This window comes from Cellulosimicrobium cellulans (assembly GCF_042723955.1).
In the GTDB taxonomy this organism is placed as follows: Bacteria; Actinomycetota; Actinomycetes; order Actinomycetales; family Cellulomonadaceae; genus Cellulosimicrobium; species Cellulosimicrobium cellulans_H.
In genome coordinates, this window is sequence record NZ_JBHXIC010000015.1 from 58209 (window position 1) to 70239 (window position 12031).

The 12031-nt window shown below is 74.9% G+C and carries 10 protein-coding genes; all 10 read left to right on the forward strand.

The features are described from left to right. The first annotated feature begins 214 nt into the window (after positions 1 to 214). Positions 215 to 865 (forward strand): bifunctional pyr operon transcriptional regulator/uracil phosphoribosyltransferase PyrR, encoded by a 651-nt coding sequence (gene pyrR, locus ACFWH7_RS06515; RefSeq protein ID WP_378215659.1) that lies wholly within the window; start codon positions 215 to 217, stop codon positions 863 to 865. Next, the gene (locus ACFWH7_RS06520) at positions 862 to 1953 is read left to right on the forward strand and encodes an aspartate carbamoyltransferase catalytic subunit (protein ID WP_378215661.1); all 1092 of its coding nucleotides are present in this window, start codon (positions 862 to 864) and stop codon (positions 1951 to 1953) included. Before pyrR ends, ACFWH7_RS06520 begins: the two co-directional genes overlap by 4 nt. Next, positions 1950 to 3314, forward strand: coding sequence for a dihydroorotase (locus ACFWH7_RS06525; RefSeq protein WP_378215663.1), 1365 nt, complete (start codon positions 1950 to 1952; stop codon positions 3312 to 3314). Before ACFWH7_RS06520 ends, ACFWH7_RS06525 begins: the two co-directional genes overlap by 4 nt. Further along, the gene (locus ACFWH7_RS06530) at positions 3311 to 4015 is read left to right on the forward strand and encodes a PH-like domain-containing protein (RefSeq protein ID WP_378215664.1); all 705 of its coding nucleotides are present in this window, start codon (positions 3311 to 3313) and stop codon (positions 4013 to 4015) included. Before ACFWH7_RS06525 ends, ACFWH7_RS06530 begins: the two co-directional genes overlap by 4 nt. After that, complete coding sequence (gene carA / locus ACFWH7_RS06535; protein ID WP_378215665.1) at positions 4012 to 5271, forward strand: glutamine-hydrolyzing carbamoyl-phosphate synthase small subunit; 1260 nt, start codon at positions 4012 to 4014, stop codon at positions 5269 to 5271. Before ACFWH7_RS06530 ends, carA begins: the two co-directional genes overlap by 4 nt. 2 nt (positions 5272 to 5273) lie before the next feature. Next, the gene (gene carB, locus ACFWH7_RS06540) at positions 5274 to 8645 is read left to right on the forward strand and encodes a carbamoyl-phosphate synthase large subunit (RefSeq protein WP_378215666.1); all 3372 of its coding nucleotides are present in this window, start codon (positions 5274 to 5276) and stop codon (positions 8643 to 8645) included. Positions 8646 to 8677: 32 nt separating this feature from the next. Continuing rightward, positions 8678 to 9508 (forward strand): orotidine-5'-phosphate decarboxylase, encoded by an 831-nt coding sequence (gene pyrF / locus ACFWH7_RS06545; protein ID WP_378215672.1) that lies wholly within the window; start codon positions 8678 to 8680, stop codon positions 9506 to 9508. 131 nt (positions 9509 to 9639) lie between these two features. Continuing rightward, positions 9640 to 10530 (forward strand): tyrosine-protein phosphatase, encoded by an 891-nt coding sequence (locus ACFWH7_RS06550; RefSeq protein WP_378215667.1) that lies wholly within the window; start codon positions 9640 to 9642, stop codon positions 10528 to 10530. A gap of 234 nt (positions 10531 to 10764) precedes the next feature. Further along, positions 10765 to 11076 carry an integration host factor, actinobacterial type gene (gene mihF / locus ACFWH7_RS06555; RefSeq protein WP_021482878.1) on the forward strand — a complete coding sequence of 104 codons (312 nt, stop codon included), beginning with the start codon at positions 10765 to 10767 and terminating at the stop codon, positions 11074 to 11076. A 61-nt stretch (positions 11077 to 11137) separates the two neighbouring features. Next, positions 11138 to 11800: a guanylate kinase gene (gmk, locus tag ACFWH7_RS06560; protein WP_378215668.1), complete on the forward strand. Its 663-nt coding sequence runs from the start codon at positions 11138 to 11140 to the stop codon at positions 11798 to 11800. Positions 11801 to 12031 lie beyond the last annotated feature (231 nt).

Consider the following 12031-nt stretch of genomic DNA (forward strand, 5'->3'; position numbering starts at 1 on the left):
GCTCCGTGTGCTTGCTGGAGAGCGCGTCGCCCCGTCCGCGCCGCGCCGCTCTGCGCGCGGGGCGAGGGACTCTGGCCGCGCCCAGCCCCCCCCCCCCCCCGCGTCTTACCCGGCGGGACGCGTACCCGCCGCCGCGACGCGCGGCGGTAGGGTGGGTGACCGTCAGACATCCTTTAAGGCCCGTCCCGTGAGGCGGGGAAGGAGGTCGCCGGACATGAGCTCTGGCGCTGCTGTGCCCACACCACCCGCATCGACCCCCGAGGCCGGGACCGTCGTCCTGACGGCCGCCGACATCTCCCGCGCGCTGACGCGCATCGCCCACGAGATCGTGGAGCGCAACAAGGGGGCCCACGACCTCGTCCTCCTCGGGATCCCGACGCGCGGCGTCCCGCTCGCGACGCGGCTCGCCGAGCGCCTCGCCGCGATCGAGGGGACGCCCGCCGACGGCGCGCCCGACCCGCACGCCATCGTCGGCGAGCTCGACGTGACGATGTATCGCGACGACCTCCACCGGCACCCGACGCGCACGATCGGCGCGACGCGCCTGCCCGCCTCGGGCATCGACGGCAAGGTCGTGGTCCTCGTCGACGACGTCCTGTACTCCGGGCGCACCATCCGCGCCGCGCTCGACGCGATCAGCGACCTCGGTCGTCCGCGCGCCGTGCAGCTCGCCGCGCTCGTCGACCGGGGCCACCGCGAGCTGCCGATCCGCCCCGACTTCGTGGGCAAGAACCTGCCCACCTCGACGTCCGAGCGCGTCAGCGTGCGCCTCGCCGAGGTCGACGGCGCACCCGCGGACGGGGACGCGCCGGCGGACGCCGTCGTCATCCGGTCCGCCGTCCCCGGGACGGAGGCCCGCGCATGAGGCACCTGCTGTCCACCCAGGACCTCGCGCGCGCCGACGCGGTGCGCATCCTCGACACGGCCGCGCAGATGGCCGCGACGCAGGCGCGCGAGATCAAGAAGCTCCCGACGCTGCGCGGGCGCACCGTCGTCAACCTCTTCTACGAGGACTCGACGCGCACGCGCATCTCCTTCGAGACGGCGGCCAAGCGCCTGTCCGCGGACGTCATCAACTTCTCGGCCAAGGGCTCGAGCGTGTCCAAGGGCGAGTCGCTCAAGGACACCGCGCTGACGCTCCAGGCGATGGGCGCGGACGCGGTGGTCGTCCGCCACCAGGCCTCCGGCGCACCGCACCTGCTCGCCCACGCGGGCTGGCTCGACGCCGCGGTCCTCAACGCGGGGGACGGCACGCACCAGCACCCCACGCAGGCGCTGCTTGACGCGTACACGCTGCGCCGCCACCTGTCCGGGACAGGGCTCACCGCCCCCGGCGCGAGCGGCCCGGACGACGAGGCCGCGCGCGGCGCGGGTCTCGACGGGCGGCACGTGGCGATCGTCGGCGACGTGCTGCACTCGCGCGTCGCACGCTCCAACGTGCACCTGCTGCACACGCTCGGCGCGCACGTGACGCTCGTCGCCCCGCCCACGCTCCTGCCGGTGGGCGTCCAGACGTGGCCGTGCGAGGTCTCCTACGACCTCGACGCGACCCTCGCGGGCGACACCGCGCACGGCGGCCCCGACGCCGTGATGATGCTGCGCGTGCAGCGCGAGCGCATGAGCGGCTCGGGCGCCGGCGGGGGAGCGTTCTTCCCCAACCCGCTCGAGTACAGCCGCAAGTACGGTCTCGACGCCCGGCGCCTCGGGCTGCTCGCCGAGCATGCGATCGTCATGCACCCCGGCCCGATGAACCGCGGACTCGAGATCTCCGCGCAGGCGGCGGACTCGCCGCGCGCCGTCATCGTCGAGCAGGTCGCGAACGGCGTCGCCGTGCGCATGGCCGTGCTCTACCTCCTCCTCGCGGGCAGCGACGAGACCGACGCCGCGGCGCCGGCCGTGGCGCTGTCGCCCGCCCAGCCCGTCCCCGCCGTCGAAAGGGTCCCCGCCTCGTGAGCAGCGCCGCAACCACCACGTACGTCCTGCGCGGCGCGCGCCCGCTGGGCGGCGACCCCGTCGACCTCGTGCTCTCCGGCGGCGTGATCGCCGAGATCGCGCCGGTCGGTGCCGCGCGTGCCGGGTCCGAGGGCGGCGAGACGGTCGTCGTCGACGCGACCGGCCTCGTGGCGTTGCCCGGCCTGGTCGACCTGCACACCCACCTGCGCGAGCCGGGCCGCGAGGACGCCGAGACGATCGAGTCCGGCACGCGTGCCGCCGCGGCGGGCGGGTTCACGGCCGTCCACGCCATGGCCAACACGACGCCCGTCGCGGACACGGCCGGGGTCGTCGAGCAGGTCTGGCGCCTCGGTCGCGACGCGGGCTGGGTCGACGTGCACCCGGTCGGCGCCGTCTCCGTCGGGCTCGCGGGCGAGCAGCTCGCCGAGCTCGGCGCCATGGCCGACTCCGCGGCGCGCGTGCGCGTGTTCTCCGACGACGGCAGGTGCGTCGACGACCCGATCCTCATGCGCCGGGCGCTCGAGTACGTCAAGGCGTTCGACGGCGTCGTCGCCCAGCACGCGCAGGAGCCGCGCCTCACCGAGGGCGCCCAGATGAACGAGGGCGTCGTCTCGGCCGAGCTCGGCCTCGCGGGCTGGCCCGCGGTCGCCGAGGAGGCGATCATCGCGCGCGACGTGCTCCTCGCGGAGCACGTCGGGTCGCGCTTGCACGTGTGCCACCTGTCGACCGCGGGCTCGGTCGAGATCGTGCGCTGGGCCAAGGGCCGCGGCATCGACGTGACCGCCGAGGTCACGCCCCACCACCTGATCCTCACCGACGACCTCGCGCGCGGCTACGACCCGACGTTCAAGGTCAACCCGCCGCTGCGGACCGCCGCGGACGTGGAGGCGGTGCGGGAGGGCCTCGCGGACGGGACGATCGACATCGTCGCGACCGACCACGCGCCGCACGCCCGCGAGGACAAGGACTGCGAGTGGGCCGCGGCCGCGTTCGGCATGACCGGCCTGGAGACGGCGCTGAGCGTCGTGCAGCAGACCATGGTCGACACCGGGCGCATGACGTGGGCCGACGTCGCGCGCGTGCTGTCCGGCGCGCCCGCGCGCATCGGTCGGATCGACACCGGCGAGCGCGCCCAGGGGCGTCCGCTCGAGGTCGGCGAGCCCGCGAACGTGACGCTGGTCGACCCGGCCGCGCGGCGCGTCGTCGACGGCGCGGGCCAGGTCACGGCGAGCACCAACACGCCGTTCCAGGGCCGCGAGCTGCCCGGCGCCGTCGTCGCGACGTTCCTGCGCGGGCGGGCGACGGTGCTCGACGGCACGCCCGTCCCGGCGGGCGTCGGCACGCAGGGGGTGCGGGCGTGAACCTGCCCCAGCCCGTCGCGGTCGGCATCTGGGTCGTCCTCGGCGTCGCCCTCCTGACGCTCGTCCTCGTCGGCCGCCGCCGGCTCGTCCGGCGTTCGGCCGGCGTCGTCCCGACGCCGCCGGCGCCGCCCGCCGAGGCGGCGCGGGGAGCCGTGGTGCTCGGGCCGCTCGACGCGCTCTACGTGTCCAGCACGCTCGCGGGCGACTGGCTCGCCCGCGTCGGTGCCCACGGGCTCGGCGACCGGTCCCAGGCCCAGGTCACCGTGCACGACGGCGGACTGCACGTCGCGCGCAGCGGCGCCCCGGACGTGTGGGTGCCCGCCGCAGCGGTCGGGGGCGTGGCCCTCACGCCGGGCATGGCCGGCAAGTTCGTCGGCAAGGAGGCCATCGTCGTCGTGACGTGGGCCGTGCCCGCCGAGCCGGTCCCGGCGGACGCGCCCGACGCGCCGGCCGAGGCCGAGGTCCGGCTCGACACCGGTCTCCTGCCCCGCCACGACCACGACGTCGCGCGCCTCCTGGAGGCCCTCCAGGGTCTTGCCGGACGAGCCGACGACGACCGCGACGGGCCCGCGGACGACGGCTCGCACGAGCGACGACCCGGGGCGCCGAGCGGCGCCGCCCCCGCAGACCCCGCAGACCCGGCGCCGACGCGCGAGAGCGCGACCCCCGGCACCGACGAGAACGACGAGGAAGCACCGTGACCGCCCCAGTGAACACAGCGACCACCCAGGTCTCCGCCACCGCGCCGCCCGCCGACCGGGCCCTGATCGTCCTCGAGGACGGCACGGTGCAGGCCGGCCGCGCCTACGGCGCGCGCGGCACGACGGTCGGCGAGATCGTCTTCAACACCGGCATGACCGGCTACCAGGAGACGCTCACCGACCCGTCCTACCACCGCCAGATCGTCGTCATGACGGCCCCCCACATCGGGAACACGGGCGTCAACGACGAGGACCCCGAGTCCGGCAAGATCTGGGTCGCCGGGTACGTCGTGCGCGACGCCGCCCGCCGGGCCTCGAGCTGGCGCGCGCAGCGCACCCTGGACGAGGAGCTCGCGGCGCAGGGCGTCGTCGGCATCAGCGACGTCGACACGCGCGCCCTCACGCGCCACCTGCGCGAGCTCGGCGTCATGCGCGCCGGCATCTTCTCCGGCGACGCGCTCGTGCGCGACGGCTACCCCCGCACGGTCGAGGACCTCGTCGCCGAGGTGCAGGCGGCGCCCGCGATGGCCGGCGCCGACCTCGCGCGCGAGGTGAGCACCGACGAGGCGTACGTGGTCGAGCCCTTCGAGGGCACGACGCCCGACGGCGAGCCCGTCGCGACCGTCGTCGCCGTCGACCTCGGCATCAAGTCCATGACGCCGCAGCGCCTCGCCCAGCGCGGCGTGCGCGTGCACGTGGTGCCTGCCGCCTCGACGATCGAGGACATCGAGGCGTACGCGCCCGACGGGGTGTTCTTCTCCAACGGCCCGGGCGACCCCGGCGCGGCGACCCACGAGGTCGAGCTGCTGCGGGGCGTCCTGGACCGCGGCACCCCGTTCTTCGGCATCTGCTTCGGCAACCAGATCCTCGGGCGCGCCCTCGGGTACGGCACGTACAAGCTCGCGTACGGCCACCGCGGCATCAACCAGCCCGTCATGGACCGCCGCACCGGCAAGGTCGAGGTGACGGCGCACAACCACGGGTTCGCCGTGGACGCGCCGCTGGAGGGCGAGTCCGTCGCCCCGCACGACGGCGGCCGCTACGGGCGCGTCGTCGTGTCCCACGTCGGCCTCAACGACCAGGTGGTCGAGGGGCTCGAGTGCCTCGACCTGCCCGCCTTCTCCGTCCAGTACCACCCCGAGGCCGCGGCCGGCCCCCACGACGCCGCGTACCTCTTCGACCGCTTCGTCGAACTCATGGCGTCCCGACGCGCCGAGAGCTCCGCAGCCGCCGACCAGAACACCAAGGAGAGCTGACCGTGCCTCGCAGAACCGACATCTCCAGCGTCCTGGTCATCGGGTCCGGCCCGATCGTCATCGGCCAGGCGTGCGAGTTCGACTACTCCGGCACCCAGGCGTGCCGCGTGCTCAAGGAGGAGGGCCTGCGGGTCGTCCTCGTGAACTCGAACCCGGCCACGATCATGACCGACCCCGAGTTCGCCGACGCGACCTACGTCGAGCCCATCACGACCGAGGTCCTCACCTCGATCATCGCGAAGGAGCGCCCCGACGCGCTCCTGCCCACGCTCGGCGGGCAGACCGCGCTCAACGCGGCGATCGCGCTCGACGAGGCGGGCGTCCTCGCCGAGTACGGCGTCGAGCTCATCGGCGCGAACATCGCGGCGATCCAGAAGGGCGAGGACCGCCAGCAGTTCAAGGACGTCGTCGAGAAGTGCGGCGGCGAGTCGGCGCGCTCGGTCATCGTGCACACGGTCGACGAGGCGATCGCGGCCGCGGGCGACCTCGGGTACCCGATGGTCGTGCGCCCGTCCTTCACCATGGGCGGACTCGGCTCGGGCTTCGCGTACGACGAGGACGAGCTGCGCCGCATCGTCGGGCAGGGCCTGCACTACTCCCCGGTGACCGAGGTGCTCCTCGAGGAGTCGATCCTCGGCTGGAAGGAGTACGAGCTCGAGCTCATGCGCGACAAGCACGACAACGTCGTGGTCGTGTGCTCCATCGAGAACGTCGACCCCGTCGGCGTGCACACGGGCGACTCGATCACGGTCGCGCCGTCGCTGACGCTCACGGACCGCGAGTACCAGAAGCTGCGCGACATCGGCATCGCCGTCATCCGGGAGGTCGGCGTCGACACGGGCGGCTGCAACATCCAGTTCGCCGTCGACCCGGACACGGGCCGCATCATCGTCATCGAGATGAACCCGCGCGTCTCGCGCTCGTCCGCGCTCGCGTCCAAGGCGACCGGTTTCCCCATCGCCAAGATCGCGGCGAAGCTCGCCGTCGGCTACACGCTGGACGAGATCCCCAACGACATCACGCAGGTCACCCCGGCCTCGTTCGAGCCCACGCTCGACTACGTCGTCGTCAAGGTGCCGCGCTTCGCGTTCGAGAAGTTCCCGGCCGCCGACCCGACGCTGACGACGACGATGAAGTCCGTCGGCGAGGCCATGGCGCTCGGGCGCAACTTCACCGAGGCGCTCGGCAAGGCGCTGCGCTCGATCGACAAGGGCGGCTCGGTGTTCCACTGGGACGGCGAGCCCGTCTCGGGCGCGGACCTCGACGAGCTCCTCGTGCGCATCGCGCGTCCCACGGAGAACCGCATCATCGGCGTCCAGCAGGCGCTGCGCGCCGGGGCGAGCGTCGAGCAGGTGTTCGAGGCCACGAAGATCGACCCGTGGTACCTCGACCAGATCCAGCTGGTCAACGAGGTCGCGGCGGCCGTCGCGGACGCGCCCGCGCTCACGGAGGACGTGCTGCGCGAGGCGAAGAAGCACGGCCTGTCCGACGCGCAGGTCGCGCGCCTGCGCGGCATGGGGCCGGCGGGCGAGGCGACGGTGCGCGAGGTCCGCTACGCGCTCGGCGTGCGCCCGGTCTACAAGACGGTCGACACGTGCGCGGCCGAGTTCGCCGCCCGCACGCCGTACCACTACTCGTCGTACGACCTGGAGACCGAGGTCGCGCCGCGCGAGCGCGAGGCCGTGATCATCCTCGGCTCGGGCCCCAACCGCATCGGCCAGGGCATCGAGTTCGACTACTCGTGCGTGCACGCGGCGCTCACGTTGCGCGAGCGCTACGAGACGATCATGGTCAACTGCAACCCGGAGACGGTCTCGACCGACTACGACACGTCCGACCGCCTCTACTTCGAGCCGCTGACGTTCGAGGACGTGCTCGAGGTCTACCAGGCGGAGCTCGCCGCGGGGCCGGTCAAGGGCATCATCGTCCAGCTCGGTGGCCAGACGCCGCTCGCGCTCGCGCAGCGCCTCGCGGACGCGGGCCTGCCGATCCTCGGCACGAGCCCCGAGGCGATCGACGCCGCGGAGGACCGCGGCGAGTTCGGCCGCGTGCTCGTCGAGGCGGGCCTGCCCGCCCCGGCGTTCGGCACGGCGCGCTCGCTCGACGAGGCGAAGGACGTCGCGGCCGGCATCGGCTACCCGGTGCTCGTGCGCCCGTCCTACGTGCTCGGCGGGCGCGGCATGGAGATCGTGTACTCGGCCGAGCAGCTCACGGGCTACGTCGAGCGCGCGCTCGCCGCGGCCGCGGCCGAGGACCGCACGGCCGGCACGCTGCCCGCGCCGCTGCTCATCGACCGGTTCCTCGACGACGCGATGGAGATCGACGTCGACGCGCTCTACGACGGCACCGAGCTGTTCCTCGGCGGCGTGATGGAGCACATCGAGGAGGCCGGCATCCACTCCGGCGACTCGGCGTGCGTCCTGCCGCCCGTGTCGCTCTCGGAGCAGGAGATCGAGCGCATCCGCCGCTCGACCGAGGCCATCGCCAAGGGCGTGGGCGTGCGCGGCCTGCTCAACGTGCAGTACGCCCTCGTCTCGGACGTGCTCTACGTCCTGGAGGCCAACCCGCGCGCGTCGCGCACCGTGCCGTTCGTCTCCAAGGCGACGGGCACGTCGCTCGCGAAGGCCGCGGCGCGCGTCATGGCGGGCGAGTCGATCGCCGAGCTGCGCGCGGCGGGCGTCCTGCCCGCCGAGGGCGACGGCGGCACGCTCCCGCTCGACGCGCCGATCGCGGTCAAGGAGGCGGTCCTGCCGTTCAAGCGCTTCCGCACCGCGGACGGCGTGGTCGTGGACACGGTCCTGGGCCCGGAGATGCGCTCGACGGGCGAGGTCATGGGATTCGACCGCGACTTCCCGCACGCGTTCGCCAAGTCGCAGGCCGCGGCGTTCGGCGGGCTGCCGACGTCGGGCCGCGTGTTCGTCTCCGTCGCCGACCGCGACAAGCGCTCGATCGTCTTCCCGGTCAAGCGCCTCGCGGAGCTCGGATTCGAGATCCTCGCGACCGACGGCACGTCGAGCGTGCTGCGCCGCAACGGCATCGCGTCGCGCGTGGTGCGCAAGTTCTCGGCGGGCCGCGGCGCGGACGGGGAGCCGACGATCGTCGACCTCATCACGGCCGGCGAGGTCGACATGGTCATCAACACGCCGTCCGGCCAGGGCGCGCGCGCGGACGGCTACGAGATCCGGGCCGCCACGACCGCGGCGGACAAGCCGATCGCGACGACGGTCGACCAGCTCGCCGCGGCGGTGCAGGGCATCGAGGCGGTCCTGGCGGGACCGTTCGCGGTGGCCAGCCTCCAGGAGCACATGGCGGGCGAGGGCCTGACGGCCGGCGTCACGCTCCCCGCCGCCGCCGCGGAGCGGGTGGGCGCGTGAGCGCGGCCTTCGGCGCGCGGCTCGCCGCCGCGATGGACGACCACGGACCGCTGTGCGTCGGGATCGACCCGCACGCGAGCCTCCTCGACGCGTGGGGCCTGCCCGACGACGCCCACGGTGTCCGTGAGCTCGGCCTGCGGGTCGTCGAGGCGGTCGGGGGGCGGGTGGCCGCGGTCAAGCCGCAGGCGGCGTTCTTCGAGCGCCACGGCTCGCGCGGGATCGCGGCGCTCGAGGACGTCATCGCGGCGGCCCGCGCGGCGGGGACGCTCGTCGTCGTCGACGCCAAGCGCGGCGACATCGGCTCCACCATGGACGCGTACGCCGAGGCGTTCCTCCGGGACGGCTCGCCGCTCGCGGGGGACGCGCTGACCGTCTCGCCGTACCTCGGCTTCGGGTCGCTCGCGCCGGCGGTCGACCTCGCCCTGTCGTCCGGCCGCGGGCTGTTCGTCCTGTGCCTCACCTCCAACAAGGAGGGCCACGAGGTGCAGCACGCGCGGACGCTCACGAGCGACGGCCGGCCGGCCGGGCCGAGCGTCTCCGCGGCGATGGCCGCCCACGCGGCCGCCCTCAACGAGGGCGCCGAGCCCATGGGCTCGGTCGGCCTCGTCGTCGGGGCGACCGTCGGCGACGCGGCGGAGCGGACCGGGACGGACCTGACCGCCGTGAACGGGCCGCTGCTCGCGCCGGGCGTGGGCGCCCAGGGCGCGGGGGAGCGGGAGCTCGCCGCCGTGTTCGGGGACGCGCGTCGCCGGGTGCTCGCGTCCTCCTCGCGCGGCGTCCTGCGCGCGGGACCGGACGTCGACGCGCTGCGCGCGGCGGCCCGGTCGGCCACGGACGAGGTCGCGCGCGCCCTGCGCGGCTGAGCGTCACCGACCCGGGCGACGGGGCCGGCACCTGCGGGTGCCGGCCCCGTCGTCGTGCCACACTCAGGGCGCGGACGCCGTCCTCCCGCCGGAACCGCCCCGCCGCCGTCGTGCCGTGCGAGACTGCGCCCATGGCCTCCCACGACGCGACCGCGAGCCCCTCTGCCACGCCCGAGCGCGGTGACGAGAGCTCTCCCGTACCCGCACCCGAGGCCGGTGCGGTGCCGGGCGCGCTGGACGTGCCGGGCACGTGGAACGCGCGCGACGTCGGGGGGCGCGCGGTGCCGGTCGGTCACGACGAGCCCTTGCGCACCGGCGTGCTGCTGCGGACGGCGAGCCTGTCGCGCCTGACCCCGGCGGGCCAGGCGGCGCTCTCCGACCTCGGGGTGACGACGGTGCTCGACCTGCGCGGGGACGACGAGCTCGAGCGCGACGGCGCGGACGCGGTGCCGGGCGGGGTCCGGGTGCTGCGCCGCGGCATGGACCCCGCGCGGGGCCTCCAGGCCGGGGGCGGCGACGGCGGGGGAGCGTCGGCCGACCCCGCGGCGCTCGTCGCGGGCCTGCTGGCGGCGGACGACCCGACGGCGGTCGCGCGCCGCATGATGCACGGCGTGTACGCGACGTTCGTCCAGGACCCCGGCATCCGCGCGACGGTCGGGCGCGTGCTCGGCGAGGTCGGGTCGGCCGAGGGTACCGCGGTCGTGCACTGCTCGGCGGGCAAGGACCGCACCGGGTGGGTGGTCGCCCTCGCCCAGCACGTCGCGGGGGTCGGGGAGGAGGACCGCCTGGCGGAGTACCTCGCGAGCCGCGCGGCCGTGGGAGGCCTCGCCGCGCTCGTGCCGCCCATCCCGGGCCTGTCCCCGGACGCCCTGGCCCCGGTCCTCACCGTGGAGCCGGAGTACCTCGAGGCCGCGTGGGAGCTCGCCGCCCGCGAGCACGGGAGCGTGGACGGCTACCTCGTCGCGTGCGGGGTGACGACGGCCGTCCGCGACGCGCTCGTCGCGCGCCTCGTGGCGTCCTGAGCGTCGCCCTCGGTCGCCTCACAGCGCCCCTCGCCACGCTCGTCGCAGCGCCGACGGCGCGCGACGCGCCCTGCCCAGTCGTTGCCCGATCGGTCGAGGCTCGCTACTTTCGAGGGGTCGGCTCCGTGCGTCGGCGCAGGTCGCCCGGGTGATTCACCCGATTAGGGCTCCTCGTCGGGGCACGCCGGGACGACTGTGTGGGCCCATCCGCCTGACGACGAGTAGGTGACTTGCGTGGCACTTCCACCCCTGACCCCAGAACAGCGCGCGGCGGCGCTCGAGAAGGCCGCAGAGGCCCGACGCGTGCGCGCCGAGGTGAAGAACAGGCTCAAGTACTCCCAGGGCTCCCTGAAGGAGGTCATCGAGCGCGGGCAGACGGACGACATGATCGGCAAGCTCAAGGTGGTCTCGTTGCTGGAGTCCCTGCCCGGCGTGGGTAAGGTGAAGGCTCGGGCGATCATGGAGGAGATCGGGATCGCCGAGACACGTCGTGTCCGCGGCCTCGGTCCTCATCAGTCCGCGGCCCTCATCGAGAGGTTTGGCTGACATTTCCGCGCACCCGTCCGAGCCGACGCCGTCCGTCCCCGCCGAGGGGGCGACGGCGCCGGTGGTCTCACCCAGCCCCGCCCGCCTGACCGTCCTGGCCGGACCGACCGCCGTCGGGAAGGGGACGGTCTCGGCCGACATCCGCGCCCGGTACCCGGAGGTGTGGCTGTCCGTGTCGGCGACGACGCGCGACCCGCGGCCGGGCGAGGTGGACGGGGTGCACTACCTGTTCGTCGGCACGGACGAGTTCGCCCGCATGGTCGCGGAGCGCGAGCTGCTCGAGTGGGCGGTGGTGCACGGTCGCAACAGCTACGGCACGCCCCGGCGCGCGGTCGAGGAGAAGCTCGCCGCGGGCGTGCCGGCGCTCCTGGAGATCGACCTCCAGGGTGCGCGCCAGGTCCGCGCCTCGATGCCCGAGGCGCGGTTCGTGTTCCTCGCCCCGCCGAGCTGGGACGAGCTGGTGCGCCGGCTCGTGGGCCGCGGCACGGAGGACGCGGAGGAGCGCGAGCGCCGGCTCACGACGGCGCGGGTCGAGCTCGCGGCGGAGTCGGAGTTCGACCACGTCATCGTCAACGACGAGGTGCACCGCGCGACGGACGAGCTCGTGCGCGTCATGGGGCTCGAGCCTCGGCCCGTCGAGGGCGGGACGGGCGACCCCGCGCGCGCGGCGGACCCCGCGCCGTCCGGGCGCACCGAGCGGCACGCCGAGCAGCACAGCGAGTAGACTGTCCTGCGGTGCCCGTGCGCGGGCCCGCTCCCCGGTGGGCCGCAGGCCCGGTCCGCGGACCCGGCGACAGCCCGGGGCCGGGGCGCCCCGCCCCCCCCCTCCCCCCCCCCCGCGCGGCCGGGCCCGCGCGGGCGCGACGCTCGTCGGGCGACGGGTCCAAGCGGCCTCCTCGTGGCGCGAGCGGGTCGCCGGCGCTCAGTAGCGGTAGTGCTCGGGCTTGTACGGGCC